At 66.2% G+C, this 15148-nt stretch carries 12 protein-coding genes and 1 tRNA gene; 9 read left to right on the top strand and 4 right to left on the bottom strand.

Translation table 11 applies throughout. From position 1 onward, the window contains the following. Positions 1-219 precede the first annotated feature (219 nt). A tRNA-Thr gene (locus AC10QF_RS01895) sits at positions 220-295 on the top strand. Between the two features lie 63 nt (positions 296-358). Here the strand turns inward: AC10QF_RS01895 and AC10QF_RS01890 are convergent. Both AC10QF_RS01890 and AC10QF_RS01885 read right to left on the bottom strand, forming a co-directional pair. After that, positions 359-691, bottom strand: a complete 333-nt coding sequence (locus tag AC10QF_RS01890; protein WP_494541641.1) for a hypothetical protein — start codon at positions 689-691, stop codon at positions 359-361. Positions 692-704: 13 nt separating this feature from the next. Continuing rightward, on the bottom strand, positions 705-1340 hold the full coding sequence (locus AC10QF_RS01885) for a GyrI-like domain-containing protein (protein ID WP_494541640.1): 636 nt from the start codon (positions 1338-1340) through the stop codon (positions 705-707). Between the two features lie 353 nt (positions 1341-1693). On the opposite strand from AC10QF_RS01885, the gene cyoA reads away from it, so the two are divergent. The 4 genes from cyoA to cyoD are packed head-to-tail and all read left to right on the top strand — an operon-like array spanning position 1694 to position 5710. Then, positions 1694-2734: a ubiquinol oxidase subunit II gene (gene cyoA / locus AC10QF_RS01880; RefSeq protein WP_005415723.1), complete on the top strand. Its 1041-nt coding sequence runs from the start codon at positions 1694-1696 to the stop codon at positions 2732-2734. A gap of 2 nt (positions 2735-2736) precedes the next feature. Next, positions 2737-4734 carry a cytochrome o ubiquinol oxidase subunit I gene (gene cyoB / locus AC10QF_RS01875; RefSeq protein WP_061479143.1) on the top strand — a complete coding sequence of 666 codons (1998 nt, stop codon included), beginning with the start codon at positions 2737-2739 and terminating at the stop codon, positions 4732-4734. Further along, positions 4731-5369, top strand: coding sequence for a cytochrome o ubiquinol oxidase subunit III (gene cyoC, locus AC10QF_RS01870; RefSeq protein WP_005408583.1), 639 nt, complete (start codon positions 4731-4733; stop codon positions 5367-5369). The genes cyoB and cyoC overlap by 4 nt, the downstream gene beginning before the upstream one ends. Then, complete coding sequence (gene cyoD, locus AC10QF_RS01865) at positions 5369-5710, top strand: cytochrome o ubiquinol oxidase subunit IV (protein WP_005415725.1); 342 nt, start codon at positions 5369-5371, stop codon at positions 5708-5710. Before cyoC ends, cyoD begins: the two co-directional genes overlap by 1 nt. Positions 5711-5825: 115 nt before the next feature. On the opposite strand, the gene AC10QF_RS01860 is transcribed toward cyoD, so the two are convergent. Beyond that, positions 5826-7883, bottom strand: a complete 2058-nt coding sequence (locus AC10QF_RS01860) for a putative bifunctional diguanylate cyclase/phosphodiesterase (RefSeq protein ID WP_494541639.1) — start codon at positions 7881-7883, stop codon at positions 5826-5828. Positions 7884-8033: 150 nt separating this feature from the next. On the opposite strand from AC10QF_RS01860, the gene radA reads away from it, so the two are divergent. The 4 genes from radA (at position 8034) to AC10QF_RS01840 (ending at position 14286) form a co-directional block, all read left to right on the top strand. Beyond that, positions 8034-9410 (top strand): DNA repair protein RadA, encoded by a 1377-nt coding sequence (radA, locus tag AC10QF_RS01855; RefSeq protein ID WP_005408586.1) that lies wholly within the window; start codon positions 8034-8036, stop codon positions 9408-9410. A 112-nt stretch (positions 9411-9522) separates the two neighbouring features. Further along, positions 9523-11379, top strand: a complete 1857-nt coding sequence (locus tag AC10QF_RS01850; protein ID WP_494541638.1) for an ATP-binding protein — start codon at positions 9523-9525, stop codon at positions 11377-11379. Between the two features lie 49 nt (positions 11380-11428). Then, a complete protein-coding gene (locus AC10QF_RS01845; protein ID WP_494541637.1) occupies positions 11429-13735 on the top strand; it encodes a tetratricopeptide repeat protein in 2307 nt (768 codons plus the stop codon). A gap of 92 nt (positions 13736-13827) precedes the next feature. Further along, complete coding sequence (locus tag AC10QF_RS01840; protein WP_069139100.1) at positions 13828-14286, top strand: YqhG/Tai3 family protein; 459 nt, start codon at positions 13828-13830, stop codon at positions 14284-14286. 41 nt (positions 14287-14327) lie between these two features. On the opposite strand, the gene AC10QF_RS01835 is transcribed toward AC10QF_RS01840, so the two are convergent. Further along, entirely contained in the window at positions 14328-15122 is a 795-nt protein-coding gene (locus AC10QF_RS01835) for a cytochrome C assembly family protein (RefSeq protein WP_494541636.1), read from the bottom strand. Between the last annotated feature and the right edge of the window lie 26 nt (positions 15123-15148).

The raw sequence follows: 15148 nt of genomic DNA, 5'->3' as shown, positions 1-15148 counted from the left end.
GCACCGCAGATATTGGCTTCTCAGTCCAGCACGTCCATGACAGGGTTCTGCTGCCAGAAGGCGGACTGAAGTCATTTCATGTTGATCTCGACCTGCGATGTTCCAGGGTCATCCGTGAAAGCCACTTTCAGTAGCTGATAGCCGCTTGTTGGCCCATGAAGAGGGTAGATGCGCGGCCATTGACCGCATGTTGCTTGTAGTCCTACAATGCCCAGCTACGCCGGAATAGCTCAGTTGGTAGAGCGGCGCATTCGTAATGCGTAGGTCGCAGGTTCGACTCCTGTTTCCGGCACCAGTTGCATGAAAAGCCCCGGCTCAGGTCGGGGCTTTTGTTTGGGCGTCTAGCAGCGGGATTCCATCAACGGCCTGCCATCACCGCACCCCGTGCCAGCCACCACGCCAGCTGCCGGAGATAACCACCCGCGGCTCCAGCCGATGCGCCGATCATCAGGCGTGCAAGCACTCTGATCCCGCGCGCGGCCCGCTCCCGGACCCAAGGCAGTACCGCCACCACCTGCGCACCCAGCAACAGCATCAGCACGTCCAGCCCCAGCGCATCCACCACCGGCAACAACGGCAGCAGATCCGGATTGCAGGCCAGCACGATCACCAGTGCAGCACCCAGCACGGCCATCAGGCGGCGCCCGGCGGGCAGGGTGGTCCAGTGCATCAGGCGGTTGTTCAGGCGCACGGCATTCCTCGTGTCATCTGCGGGAATCCTCATCAGGCCCGATCGGCCGCACCGGCTGCCGCAGCACGGTTTTCAACCGCGCTGCGTCGGTCCTGCGCGGGTCGCTCAGGTAGATCTCATGATGGGGGCCGGCAAAGGTGTATCCCAGTGCGGGCATCACTTCGTCATGCAGCTGCGCCAGGACGGGTCCCTCGTCGTCGTAGGCGCCCACGTGCAAGGTCTGCAGGCTGGGGCCCTCGGCAAGGACTTCATGGCGGAGGCTGGGCGGCGCCTCTCCCAGCTTCGCGCGCGCCTTTCCGATCGCCGCTTGCCACTGCGCAGGGCCGATGCCCTCGGGTGTGCGGATCATCACGGTCCAGGCCCACTCATCCTTGCGCCGCGCGACGAAGCTGGCCGGGTCCTCGGCGCTCCACAGCGCCTCCAGCGGTGGCACCACGTAGTCGCGCCCTTCGGCCTTCAGCGCGAACTTCAGTGCATAGCTCACCGAATACAGCCACTGCACGGCCTGCAGGTAGTCGGGGGCGGTGTTCGGGTCGCCGCGACCATCGACCATCACGTAAGGCAGAGGCGGTACATCGACCCGTACGAACTTGCCGGCGGGCGGTTGATAGAGCGCCCGGTCGCGCTTCTTGAAGTCGATCTTGTCCATGGGCGTTCCTCCTGCGCCGAGCATCCCATGCCGCTGACCTGCGAGCACGCCTGAACAGGTTCAGATGACTTTGCCGAACGAGGGCGAAGCGCCGGCCACCGCCCGATGCTAGGATGCCGCCCCCGGCTGTTCTGCCCGCCGCGCCTGCGCGGTGCGACAACGTGTCGCAGCCAGAATCGGGCCTTTCCTGCGTTCGATCATTGTCAATGTCTTTCTTAAATGGTGGGTGACGGCCTAAAATTGAAAGGCTGACTCGACCCCACCTCCCTGCCTGTCTTCCGGACCGGTGGGACCGGCTTTGGCCGGAACAGGCAGGGACGGGGAACGGCATTCCCTCGCAATTGGATCGACCGATGATTCCGTTGAAAACCCTTGGGCGCTGGTTGCGCCCGGGCCTGCTGCTGTCGTTGCTGGTGATGCTCACCGGCTGCGATGCCGTGGCCATCCTCAGTCCGAAGGGCCAGATCGGCCAGGATGAGAAGACCCTGCTGATCACGGCCACCGTGCTCATGCTGCTGGTCGTCATCCCGGTCATCATCATGACCCTGACGTTCGCGTGGAAGTATCGCGCCTCCAACACCAAGGCCCGCTACGAGCCGAAGTGGTCCCACTCGACGGCGATCGAGGTGGTGGTGTGGTCGATCCCGTGCATGATCGTGCTGGTGCTGGCGGTCCTGACCTGGCGCTCGTCGCACGCACTGGACCCGTACCGTCCGCTGGATTCGGACGTCAAGCCGGTCACCATCGAGGCGATCTCGCTGGACTGGAAGTGGCTGTTCATCTATCCGGAAGAGAAGGTGGCAGTCGTCAACGAAATCAAGTTCCCGGTCAACACGCCGCTGAACTTCAAGATCACGTCCGATTCGGTGATGAATGCATTCTTCATCCCGCACCTGGGCAGCATGATCTACTCGATGGCTGCGATGGAGACCAAGCTCCACCTGATCGCCAACGAGACCGGTGAATTCCCGGGCATGTCCTCGCACTACAGCGGCGCGGGCTTCGCCAAGATGCACTTCACCGCCTACTCGGTCACCGATGCCGAGTACCGCCAGTGGCTGGACCAGGTCCGCGCCGGCGAGCAGACCCTGGACAAGGCCTCGTTCAAGGCCCTGGGTGAAGCACGCAACGCCGAGTGGTATCCGGTCACTTACTTCGGCAAGACCGAAGAAGGCTTGTTCGACTGGGTCATCGCCAAGCACATGGGCGACAACAAGCATTACGGCATGAAGCACTCGCATGCTGGTGCCGCCGCTGCCGATGCCGCCACCCATGAAGCGCACGAGGGCCACGCCCCGAGTGACGCGCATGATTCCAAGGAATCGGGTGAAAACCTGGATGCCACCGAACACGAACACGCAGGCCATGCCGGCCACGCGGGTTCGGGAGAATGAACATGTTGGGAAAACTCTCTCTTGAGTCGATCCCCCACGATCCGATCGTGCTGACCACCCTGGTCGGCGCGGTTCTTGGTGGCCTGGGCGTCGTCGCCCTGATCACCAAGTTCAAGCTGTGGGGCTATCTGTGGAAGGAGTGGTTCACTTCGGTGGATCACAAGAAGATCGGCGTGATGTACCTCATCGTCGCCTTCGTCATGCTGCTGCGCGGTTTCTCCGACGCCATCATGATGCGTACCCAGCAGGCCATCGCCGTCGGTGGTTCCGAGGGTTACCTGCCGCCGCACCACTACGACCAGATCTTCACCGCCCACGGCGTGATCATGATCTTCTTCGTGGCGATGCCGCTGATCACCGGCCTGATGAACCTGGCCGTGCCGCTGCAGATCGGTGCGCGCGACGTTGCGTTCCCGTTCGTCAACTCGCTCAGCTTCTGGCTGTTCGTGTCCGGTGCGGTGCTGATCATGCTGTCGCTGTGGATCGGTGAGTTCGCTGCCACCGGCTGGCTGGCGTTCCCGCCGTTGTCGGGCATCGAATACAGTCCAAGCGTCGGCATGGACTATTACATCTGGGGCCTACAGGTGGCGGGTTTGGGTACCACGCTCAGTGGTATCAACTTCTTCATCACCATCCTCAAGATGCGCACCCCGAGCATGAAGCTGATGCAGATGCCGGTGTTCACCTGGACCGCCCTGGTGACCAACGTGCTGATCGTCGCTGCCTTCCCGGTGCTGACCATCACCCTGGTGCTGCTGACCCTGGATCGTTACCTGGGTACGCACTTCTTCACCAATGATGGTGGCGGCAACGCCATGCTGTACATCAACCTGATCTGGATCTGGGGTCACCCGGAGGTGTACATCCTGGTCCTGCCGGCGTTCGGTGTGTTCTCCGAAGTCATCGCGACCTTCTCGCGCAAGGCGCTGTTCGGCTACAAGGGCATGGTCTACGCCACCGCCTGCATCGGCGTGCTGTCGTTCATCGTGTGGCTGCACCACTTCTTCACCATGGGTTCGGGTGCCAACGTCAATGCCTTCTTCGGCATCACGACGATGATCATCTCGATCCCGACCGGCGTGAAGATCTTCAACTGGCTGTTCACCATGTTCCGCGGTCGCGTGCACTTCACCACCCCGGTGCTGTGGACCATCGGCTTCATGGTCACCTTCGTCATCGGCGGCATGACCGGCGTGATGCTGGCGATTCCGGCCATCGACTTCGTGCTGCACAACAGCCTGTTCCTGATCGCCCACTTCCACAACGTCATCATCGGCGGCGTGGTGTTCGGCATGTTCGCCGGCATCACCTACTGGTGGCCGAAGATGTTCGGCTTCCGCCTCAATGAGTTCTGGGGCAAGTGCGCGTTCTGGTGCTGGTTCATCGGCTTCTACGTGACCTTCATGCCGATGTACGTGCTGGGCTTCATGGGCATGACCCGCCGCCTGCAGAGCACCGTGAACCCGGCCTACGAGCCGCTGCTGCTGGTTGCCGCCTGCGGCGCGTTCATCGTCGGCGCCGGCATCCTGTGCCAGATCATCCAGGTGGCCGTGTCGATCCGCGACCGCAAGAAGACCGTCGACCTGACCGGCGACCCGTGGGATGCCCGTACGCTGGAGTGGGAAACCTCCTCGCCGCCGGCCTTCTACAACTTCGCGACGCTGCCGGAAGTCACCGAGCTGGACGATTTCTGGGAGCGCAAGCAGCGGGGTGAAGCCTGGCCGAAGCCGGCCAAGTACACCGACATCCACATGCCGCGCAACACCGGCACGGGCGTTGTCATCGGTGCCTTCAGCCTGGTGTTCGGCTTCGCGATGATCTGGCACATCTGGTGGCTGGCCATCGTCGGCTTCGTCGGCATGATCGCCACGTTCATCTACCGCACCTTCGACCAGGACGTGGACTACTGGGTCCCGGCCGCCGAGGTGGAACGCATCGAGAACGAACACCGCAAGCACCTGGAAGCCCAGGGCCTGGTGAAGTCGGAGCTGAAGGCATGAGCACCAATACCTCGACCCTGAGCCACGGGCACGCCGCGCATGCGGCGGCCCATGGCCATGACGACCACGAGCACCACGATACCGGCGGCAACACCGTCTTCGGTTTCTGGGTGTACCTGATGAGCGACTGCCTCATCTTCGCCTCGCTGTTCGCCACCTACGTGGTGCTGGCGGGCGGTACCGATGGTGGTCCCACCGCGAAGGACCTGTTCGAGCTGCCGTTCGTGGCGTGGGAAACCGCGCTGCTGCTGACCTCGTCGCTGACCTTCGGCCTGGGCATGATTGCCATGCACCGCAAGCAGATGGGCCAGATGTACCTGTGGCTGGGCATCACCTGGCTGCTGGGCTTCGGCTTCATGTGCATGGAAGTGTGGGAGTTCCAGCACCTGATCCATCAGGGCTACGGTCCGGATCGCAGTGCCTTCCTGTCGGCGTTCTTCGCCCTGGTCGGTACCCACGGCCTGCACGTCAGCGCCGGCCTGTTGTGGCTGCTGGTGATGTTCGTGCAGCTGAAGAAGTACGGCCTGACCCCGACCAACAAGACCCGCATGGCGTGCCTGAGCCTGTTCTGGCACTTCCTGGACCTGATCTGGATCGGCGTGTTCTCCGTCGTCTACCTCAATGGAGCGCTGTAATGGCACATGACAACCATGCACACGACCACGGCACCGGCGGCGAAAGCCACGGCAGCGTGAAGTCGTACCTGATCGGCTTCGTGCTGGCGGTGGTGCTGACCGTCATCCCGTTCTGGATGGTGATGTCGGGCGATTTCTCGCGCACCGTCAACGGTGTGGTGATCGCGGTCACCGCGGTGCTGCAGATGCTGGTCCACCTGGTGTTCTTCCTGCACCTGGACCGCTCTTCGGAAAGCCGCTGGAACGTCAACGCTGCGGCCTTCACCGTCGTGGTGATCGGCATCATCGTGATCGGCACCCTGTGGGTCATGCACAACATGAACGTGCACATGATGCACTGACGTCCTCGCGACGTTGCCACGCAGAAAGGCCGCCCTCGGGCGGCCTTTCTGTTGGCGGATGGATGGGGTCGGATCCCTGTCCGCAGGGCAGGGCTCTGACCCCGAAACCGGGGCCTCACCCCACCCGGCGCAGGAACTCTTCGGCCTCCATCGGCCGGCCCAGATGGTAGCCCTGCAGCTGGTCGCAGCCGAGCTCGCTCAGGTACTCGCGCTGCGCCTGGGTCTCCACGCCTTCGGCCACCACCTGCAGTTGCAGGGTGCGGCCCAGCGCGATGATCGACGAGACGATGGCGGCGTCCTCGTCATTGCGCTCCAGGTCGTGCACGAACGCACGGTCGATCTTCAGTTCGGTGGCTGGCATCCGCTTGAGGTAGAGCAGGCTGGAGTAGCCGGTACCGAAATCATCGATGGCGATGTGCACGCCCATTGCGGTCAGGTCGCTGAGGATCGCCAAGCTGGCATCGACGTCCTTCATCGCCGTGGTCTCGGTGATCTCCAGGGTCAGCCGTGCCGGTTCGATCCGGTGCCGCTCCAGCACCTCGCGCACGCTGTCCAGCAGTGCCGGCGAGGCGAACTGCAGCGGCGATAGATTCACCGCCATTGTCCATTCCGCATGCCCGGCATCGTGCCATGCCCGCAGTTGCGCGCAGGCCCGGTCCAGTACCCAGTCACCGATCGGCAGGATCAGGCCGCTGCGTTCGGCGATCGGAATGAACACATCCGGCGCCAGCAGCCCCAGCTCCGGGTGCTGCCAGCGCAGCAGCGCCTCGGCGCCGGTGGCCGGTGCGCCCGCGGCCGAAAATTTGGGCTGGTAATGCAGGATCAGTTCGTTGCGGGCGATGGCCTTGCGCAGGTCCTGCAGCAGGCGCAGCTGGCGATTGGCACTGAGCTGCATCGAGGGCGTGAAGAAGGTATAGCCGTTCCGCCCGGTTTCCTTGGTGTGGTACATCGCCGCATCGGCGTGCGCCATCAGCTCGCGCTCGTTGCTGGCGTCATCCGGGTACAGGGCGATGCCCAGGCTCGCGCTGACCTGCAGTTCGGCCGCATCCAGCGTGAACGGCTCACCGGCGGCGGCAATGATGCGCTCGGCCACCACGACCGCATCGTCGGGAATGTCGATGGCCAGCACGATCACGAACTCGTCGCCGCCGAGGCGGGCGAACGTGTCCTGCGGGCGTAGCAGGCCGCCGATGCGCTGTGCCACCGCCACCAGCAGGCGGTCGCCAAGCTGATGGCCATAGGCATCATTGACCGCCTTGAAACCATCCAGGTCGCAGAACATCACCGCCACCGCATGATTGCGGCGCCGCGCCTTCTCGATGGCCTGCTCGATGCGGTCCTGCAGCAGCATGCGGTTGGGCAGCTGGGTCAAGGGATCGTGCAGCGCGGCCTGGATCAGCTTGTCGTTGGCGTGCGCCAGCGACTCGGCCAGCAGCCCGGTGCGCACGCGCATCTGCCGGTCGAACAGCGAGGCCACGAGGGCGATGCCCAGCGTGGCCACGGTGGTGACGATCACCAGCACGGCCAGCCAGCGCGTGTCGATGCCGCCACTGCCGACGGCGCCACAGATGCTGCCTTCGGGGAAGCGCGCCGCCGCCATGCCGGTGTAATGCATGCCGACGATGGCCAGGCCCATCACCAGCGATGCGAGCACGCGCAGGAGCAGGGTGTGGCGCTGCTCGGCGCGCAGGCGGAAGGCGATCCACAGTGCGGCGCCAGCGGCACCGATGGCCACCGCGATGGAGGCGGCAAACCAGCCCGGGTGGTAGTCGATGCCGGGCTGCATGCGCATCGCAGCCATGCCCAGGTAGTGCATGGCTGCGATGCCCAGGCCCATCAGCACGGCCCCGGCCAACAGCCGGCGCCACGGCAGGGTGGGGCGCGACACCAGCCACAGCGCATAGGCGGAGGCGCCGATCGAGACCGCCAGTGAGTACAGGGTGATGCCGAGGTCGTAGCCCAGCGCAATCGGCAGGTCGAAGGCGAGCATGCCGATGAAGTGCATGGACCAGATGCCCAGGCCCATGGCCGCCGCGCCTCCGGCCAGCCACCAGCGCGCCACGCGCCCCTCGGCGGTGGCCAGGCGCCCGGCCATGTCCAGCGCCGTGTACGAAGCAAGAATGGCCACCAGCAGGGAGATGATGACCAGGCTCTGACTGTAACTGCCAGTCATGTTGAATCCAGTGGGGGAGGAAGGGGGCGCCCGCAAGGCGCACGCCCGCGACCCCTATCGGCGCGGGTGGGCAGGACTTGAGCGGTCGCAGCAGCTGCGACCGGGCTCGGCTATCCTGCCACGCCTGTTCCCGTTGCTGGAAATCATCCGATGGCCAAAGCCCGCACCGCCTACGTCTGCAATGAATGCGGCGCCGAATTCAGCAAGTGGCAGGGCCAGTGCACGGAGTGCAACGCCTGGAACTCGCTGTCTGAAATCGTGCTGGAGAGCGCGGCGGCGGCCAAGGCACCAGCGTCGCGGCGGGCGGGCTGGGCCGGCAAGATCGATCCGCCGAAGATCACCGCGCTGAAGGACGTGGAGCAGACCGAGCATCGCCGGGTCTCCACTGGCATCGGCGAGTTCGACCGCGTGCTGGGTGGTGGCCTGGTCGAAGGCGCGGTGGTGCTGGTGGGCGGCGACCCGGGTATCGGCAAGTCGACGCTGCTGCTGCAGGCGGTGGCGAAGATGGCGGCCGAACTGCCGGTGCTGTACGTCACCGGTGAAGAGTCGCTGGCCCAGGTGGCCGGCCGCGCGCACCGCCTGGAGCTGCCACTGGACGGGGTCAACGCGCTGGCCGAGACCGGGGTCGAGTCGATCCTGCAGCATGCCTCCAGGGCTGGGCCGCGGCTGATCGTGGCCGATTCGGTGCAGACCCTGTGGACCGAGAGCCTGACCGCTGCGCCGGGTTCGGTCAGCCAGGTGCGCGAGAGTGCGGCGCGGCTGGTGCGGTTCGCCAAGGAGACCGGCACTGCCGTGTTCCTGGTCGGCCACGTGACCAAGGAGGGTGGCATCGCCGGCCCGCGCGTGCTGGAACACATGGTCGACGCGGTGCTGTACTTCGAGGGCGAGAGCGGCAGCCGCTTCCGCCTGTTGCGCGCGTTCAAGAACCGCTTCGGTGCGGTCAACGAGCTGGGTGTGTTCGCGATGGGCGACAAGGGCCTGAAGGAGGTCTCCAACCCTTCGGCGATCTTCCTCTCCGGCGGCAGCACCCACCAGCCGGGCAGCTGCGTGATGGTCACCCGCGAGGGCACACGGCCGCTGCTGGTGGAGGTACAGGCGCTGGTCGATGCATCGCCGCTGTCGAACCCGCGCCGTGTCGCGGTCGGCCTGGAGCAGAACCGCCTGGCGATGCTGCTGGCGGTGCTGCATCGCCATGGCGGCGTACTGGTCGGCGACCAGGACGTGTTCGTCAATGTGGTCGGTGGCATCCGCGTGCAGGAGACTGCCGCCGATCTGCCGGTGCTGCTGGCGGTGTTGTCGTCGCTGCAGGATCGGCCGCTGGCGGAGAAGACCATCGCCTTCGGTGAAGTGGGCCTGTCCGGCGAGATCCGCCCGGTGCCCAATGGCGAAGACCGCCTGCGCGAGGCCGCCACCCATGGTTTCAAGCGCGCCATCGTGCCCAAGGCCAATGCGCCCAAGGGCGGTTCGGTGAAAGGCATGGAGGTGATCGCGGTGGAACGCCTGTCCGAGGCCATCGACGCGGCGTGAGGCCGGCTCTACAAACGTCAATCACGGCAACGGTCAGCTTCCTTGTGCTAGTTTTTCCCGCTCGACGAAGACGCCCTCTGGCGTCTTTCCGTGCCCAGGAGTAAACGATTACATGCAGGACACCGCACTCACCGCCCCCAACGCCGAGATCCGTCGCGCCGGGGTCGATCTCAATGGATTGATGACGGTGCTGGGCAAGCACCTGTATTCCACCCCGGTGGTGGCGCTGCGTGAGCTGGTGCAGAACGCGCATGACTCGATCATCCGCCGCCGCATCGAGCAGCCCGGTGTTGACGTGCCTTCGCGCATTTCGGTGCAGGTCGATGCCGGTGCCGGCGTGCTGCGCATCACCGATACTGGGGCCGGCCTGACCCGCCAGGAGATCCACGATTACCTGGCCACCGTCGGCGTCGGCTACACCCGTGGCCTGCGCCAGGGCGGTGAGGACGATGAAGGGCTGATCGGCATGTTCGGCCTCGGCTTCCTGTCGGCCTTCGTGCTGGCGCGCCGGGTCAGTGTGCGAACCACCTCGTACCAGACGCCGGATCTGGGCCATCTGTACGTATCCAGCAACGCCGAGCAATACACCGTCAGCGAAGTGCCTGCACGCGCGGTCGGCACCGAGGTGGAGCTGGAGCTGCATCCGGACTTCCTGCCGCTGGCCAACGAGGCGCGCCTGCATGAGGTGCTGGGCCGCTATTGCGCGTTGCTGTCCGAACCGATCTTCATCGGTGCTGCGGGCGAGGCGCTCAATCCCGAGCCGCCGCCGTGGCGCGGCCAGGGGGATGTCGCCGTGCATCCGGTGCAGGCGCGTCGGCAGGCGCTGCAGTTCGCCGCGCGGTTCGAGCACGATTTCGAACCGATCGTCACCGTGCCGCTGCGCGCCGATGGCAACAGCGATGCCACTGGCCTGCTGTGGGTGCAGGATGGCGCCACCTATGGCACCAGCGACAACCGCAACCTGTCGGTGTTCGTGCGTGGGATGCTGCTGGATGACGACGCGCGCGACCTGTTGCCGCCGTGGGCCGGATTCATCGGCGGAGTGATCGAATCCTCGCGGTTGACGCCCACCGCCAGCCGCGAAGACCTGCAGCGCGATGACCAGTACCGCGCGGCGCAGCATGCACTGCTGGAGGCGCTGATCGACGGCCTGGCCGACGTTGCGAAGCAGCAACCGGAAGCCTGGCGGCGCGTGCTGACCCGCCACAACGAGGCCCTGCTGGGTGCGGCACTGTGCGATGAGCGCCTGTTCGAACTGCTGATGGAGCATGTGCGGGTACCGACCTCGCAGGGCGACCTGCCGGCCAGTGCGCTGCCGGCGCGCGGTGCCGTGCATGTCATCCTCGACAACGGCGGCGGCTTTGAAGAGATGCTGTTCCGCGCGATGGGCGTACCGGTCGCGCATGGCCATCGCTACGCGGTGGTGCCGTTCCTGCGGCGCTGGGCCCAGGCCAAGGGCCTGCGCCTGGTCGAGCTCGGCACCGAGCAGGGCAACCGCGCACTGTTCCGCAGTGATGACAGCCTCGACGAGGCGCAGCTGGCGTGGCTGCGCGAACAGCTGGGCGACGGCGAGCAGCTGCTGCCCGCACGTTTCAGCCCGGAGGCGCTGCCGGTGGTGGTAGTGCCCGACCGCGAGGCCGAGCTGAAGCAACGGCTGGAAGACGACGAGAACGACAAGCGCGTCTCGATGGCCGCGCTGCGCCTGGCGCGCCAGTTCACCGCGCGCATCGAATCACGCGCACCCTCGCGGCTCTACCTCAACCTCGACAACCCGGCGGTGCAGGCACTGCTGCGCGCCCAGCGCGAGGGCCACCCACAGGCCGAGGCTGCGGCGCGCCTGCTGCGCTCGCTGAAAGTCATCGTCGCCGCGCAGGGCCGCCCGCTGGCACGCGCGACCGCTACGCCGGGCCCGGATCTCAATGGTGCCTTCACCGATATCGCCGGTGCCCTGCAGCAGATGCTGCGCTGAGCACCGCACCCTCTCATCCAGCCTTCGCTAGACAGGAGCAATTACCCCCATGGACATCTGGAAATGGGTCGAAAAGCTGCAGGGTGACCTGCGCCAGGCCGGCCAGGCGCAGAACGCGCACCTGCTGAACCGTCTCGCCGATGAGGTCAGTGAACTGCAGATCGACCGCGTCGATGCCCTGCTGCCCGAAGCACGTGCCCTGGGCAAGGCGCTGGACAACTCTTGGGTTGACGTCTATGTCGGCCACTGGGCGCTGCGCAACCGCGTCGGCAACCGCGTGGAAGGCGAGAGCGCACTCGGCGAAGCCGTAGCGCTGTTCGAGCGCGCGCACCGCGAGGACACCCTGGAATGCCCGCAGTCGATCTGCGTGACCCAGGACCTGGCCGCCTGCTACGGCAACATCGATGGCCCGGGCTGGGTGCCCGAGCGCATTGAGGTCTGCGACGAAACCCTTGGCCGCATCGATCCGAGCTGGGCCTGTTTCCAGTGCCTGAGCTGCGAGAAGGCCGATGCGCTGCTCGATGATGGCCGTGGCCAGGAGGCGCTGGATTACCTGCAGGTGCAGGCCGATGCCGTGGAAGCCTGTGGCAAGGAAGTGTTCGACAGCTTCCCCGAGATGCAGATCAAGATCCTGCTCGCTGTCGGCCGCGCCGACGAGGCACTGGCGCTGATCGAGAAGCGCGAGGCCGAAGTGGCAGCCTCCGGGGAGTACGAACCGGCCAACTGCACGGTGCCGCGTCGCTTGTCCAAGGCCTGGGCGCTGGCCCAGCTGGGCCGCGACGAAGAGGCGCTGCAGCAGCTGGTGCCGTGGAGCGAGCTGACCCCGAACTACTGGCGGCTGTGGGCAAACACCGCCGCAGCACTGTGCCAGCGTGAGCCCGCGCGCAATACGTGGGATCTGGGCACGCGCTTCAACACCATCATCGAGCACTTCGCACGGGTCGGTTCGCACCGCCTGCTGATCGAAGTCGCGGCGCTGAGCCTGGAGCTGGCGCTGCAGCGTGGCGCGCGCTGGGTCGCACTGCGGCAGCTGGAACTGGCCCGCACCCATCTGGCGCAGCTGCGCCAGGATCGGGGTGCTGCGGCGCTGGTGGCCGGCCTGGCCGCGCGCATCGAGGCATTGCCGGACGTCGCGCCGCTGCCGGTGCCGGCGGGCGAGCTGCTGGCATGGCTGGACGCGCAGGGCGAACAGAACCAGTCGCGCGATCCCGAGCGCGAAGCGCAGTGGTTGCTGCAGGCGCATGCCGAGCTGCCCGATGACGAGGCGCTGGCCGACATGGCCGCCTCGGCACTGAATGCCTGCGGCGCGCAGGCCGAGGCGCGGTCGCTGCTGTGGCGGTTCGTGCGCGGCCACACCCAGCACGATGGCCCCGCGGCCTACACGCTGATGCGCTGGCTGGCCGAACAGGGCGACGACGACGGACTGCGCCAGCTGGCCGATCTCTATCGCGGCAGCGTGCCGGTGTTCGCGCACTGGTGCGAGGTGCAGCGTGCACGCCGCGTGTCCGACTGGCCGGCGCTGGAGCAGGCGGCCCGATCGCTTCTGGAGCTGTCTCCGGGCTCGCACGGCGCGCGCGGCACGCTGGCGCGCATGTACATGGAAACCGGCCGTTTCAGCGAGGCCCAGGCCTGTTATGCACAGCTGGTGGAGCTGCTGGACGAGCCCAATGCCGCGCATTGGGACCACATGAGCGCAGCCAGCGCCGCGCGCGACTGGGACGCCGTGCGCCGCTCGGCGGCGGCGCTTGGCATGGAATTGTCCAGCCAGGACGGCGTGGTAGAGGAGCCGTGGGGCTGGGTGATCATCCGCAGCGAAGAAAACGGCGAGCCGATGGAGTACTACGCCCGTCGCAGCGGTCCGGTGACCGCGCGCATCGTCGAGAACGCACCGTCCAACCGCGCCCAGCAGGTGGGCGACTGGGTGGTGTTCGATGCCGCGCTGGTGCATCCGGCACCAGAGGAGGAGGAAGCACGCGAGCATTTCATCCCGACCTATGCGCAGGTGCATGTGCTGGAGCGCGGCGGTTTCGCCCGCAGCTGGATGATCGATGGCGCGCACCCGGGCGAAGAGGCCTGGAATGCCTTCGTCGAGGCGGCCGAAGCACAGGGCTGGAAGGTGTGGTCACACAGCCGGCCGGACTACACCGTCACCGACCCCGATGTGGAAGAGGGTACGCTGCCCGGCCTGCTGTTCACCGTGGCCCAGCCGCAGGACCATGCGCCGCTGGCGCTGCACCGCTTCCTGCAGCAGCACACCGCGACGTGGCCGCATCCGCATTGCTGGCTGCGCCTGGCTGAAGCCTGTGACCAGGATCGCCAGCCGCATCTGGACGTGATCGAGCGTTACGGGTTGTAGGCCGGATATCGGGTAGTGCCGGCCGCTGGCCGGCAGCACCGGGAGATCCTGTATTGCCGGCCAGCGGCCGGCACTACCTCAGGGAAAAATACATGCGGAAGACAGGGATGTTGATGATCGCCGGGCTGCTGCTGGCCCCTGCCGTGCAGGCGTCACCCGCCTGCCAGGAACCAGAGGCGGTGGCCCGCGCCTTCTACGAGGCAACGACGGGCGATGGTGATCTGCTGGAGCCACCCCCGGCGCTGGTCAGCCCTGCCTTCGGCAAGGCACTGCGTGGAGAGCGCGCCTGCCAGCAGCGCGAAGAGGGCATCTGCACCATCGATTCGGATCCGTGGCTGGATGCGCAGGACGGTGACATCGAAACCCCGGTGCGCTACAGCTGGAAGGAGGCTTCGGCCTCCGCCGGCCAGGTCGAGATGCGCTATTCGGTGTGGAAGAAGGCCTACCTGACCCGCCTGCCGATGGTGCGCCACGGGCAGGGGTGCTGGCAGGTTGATGACATCGTCACCAACAGTGGTCGTTCGGTGCGGAAGATCCTGGCCCAGCCTTGACGGTAGCGCCGGTGGGTGCCGACCGTTGGTCGGCACACCGCCTATCGCGAATGCCCGAACACCAGTTCGATCACGAACTGGCTGCCGAAGAAGGCCAGCAGCAGCAACAGCATCGCCGCCAGCGTCCAGTGCACCGCCTTCATGCCGCGCCAGCCGTAGCGCCGGCGGCCGATCAGCAGCACGCCGAACACGATCCACGACAGCACGCTCAGCACAGTCTTGTGCACCAGCTTCTGCGCCAGCAGGTCGTCGACGAACAGCACCCCGGTGACCAGGGTCAGGGTCAGCAGCGCGAAGCCGACGGTGATCACCCGGAACAGCAGTGATTCCAGGTCGGCCAGCGGCGGCAGCGCGCGCAGCCAAGGCCGGAACTCGCGGCGGCGCAGTGCGCGTTCCTGCAGCCACAGCATGATCGCCAGCAGCGCGGCGATGCTCAGCGTGGCGTAGGCCAGCAGGGCCAGCCAGGCGTGGCTGGCCAGGCGCCAGCCCAGCACCTTGCTCGGTTCGTGGCCGTAAACGTGGTAGGCCAGCAGCAGCACGGCGGCCAGCGGGAACACCACCACGCCCAGCGCCGACATCCGCCCGCGCGCGCCGACCAGCGAAGTCAGCCAGGCCATGCCCAGGCCGACCAGCGACAGTGCGGCGAAGAAGTGCATGTCCGGCCCGCCGTTGGTGCGCATCGCCACCATCACGTGGTAGCCGCCGTGCAGCAGCATGGCGGGCAGGGCCGGCCATAGCCAGATGGGGGAGCCGGTCGTCTCATCGCGGCCAAGCGCGCGCACCAGCAGGGCACTGGCAGCCAGGTAGAGCAGGACGGCGATGAGAACGATTGTCATCGTTGCAGTTTCGCATACCCCCGTGA

This window comes from Stenotrophomonas maltophilia complex sp. Om-AH-Sm3 (assembly GCF_059337855.1).
The sequence above is the reverse complement of the archived record's forward strand: the minus strand, read 5'-3'. Positions and strand labels throughout refer to the sequence as shown.

Excerpts from the sequence above, each read along its gene's own strand:
- AC10QF_RS01885 (WP_494541640.1), bottom strand. The coding sequence starts at position 1,340 with ATGGACAAGATCGACTTCAAGAAGCGCGACCGGGCGCTCTATCAACCG.
- cyoA (WP_005415723.1), top strand. The coding sequence starts at position 1,694 with ATGATTCCGTTGAAAACCCTTGGGCGCTGGTTGCGCCCGGGCCTGCTG.
- cyoB (WP_061479143.1), top strand. The coding sequence starts at position 2,737 with ATGTTGGGAAAACTCTCTCTTGAGTCGATCCCCCACGATCCGATCGTG.
- cyoC (WP_005408583.1), top strand. The coding sequence starts at position 4,731 with ATGAGCACCAATACCTCGACCCTGAGCCACGGGCACGCCGCGCATGCG.
- cyoD (WP_005415725.1), top strand. The coding sequence starts at position 5,369 with ATGGCACATGACAACCATGCACACGACCACGGCACCGGCGGCGAAAGC.
- AC10QF_RS01860 (WP_494541639.1), bottom strand. The coding sequence starts at position 7,883 with ATGACTGGCAGTTACAGTCAGAGCCTGGTCATCATCTCCCTGCTGGTG.
- radA (WP_005408586.1), top strand. The coding sequence starts at position 8,034 with ATGGCCAAAGCCCGCACCGCCTACGTCTGCAATGAATGCGGCGCCGAA.
- AC10QF_RS01850 (WP_494541638.1), top strand. The coding sequence starts at position 9,523 with ATGCAGGACACCGCACTCACCGCCCCCAACGCCGAGATCCGTCGCGCC.
- AC10QF_RS01845 (WP_494541637.1), top strand. The coding sequence starts at position 11,429 with ATGGACATCTGGAAATGGGTCGAAAAGCTGCAGGGTGACCTGCGCCAG.
- AC10QF_RS01840 (WP_069139100.1), top strand. The coding sequence starts at position 13,828 with ATGCGGAAGACAGGGATGTTGATGATCGCCGGGCTGCTGCTGGCCCCT.
- AC10QF_RS01835 (WP_494541636.1), bottom strand. The coding sequence starts at position 15,122 with ATGACAATCGTTCTCATCGCCGTCCTGCTCTACCTGGCTGCCAGTGCC.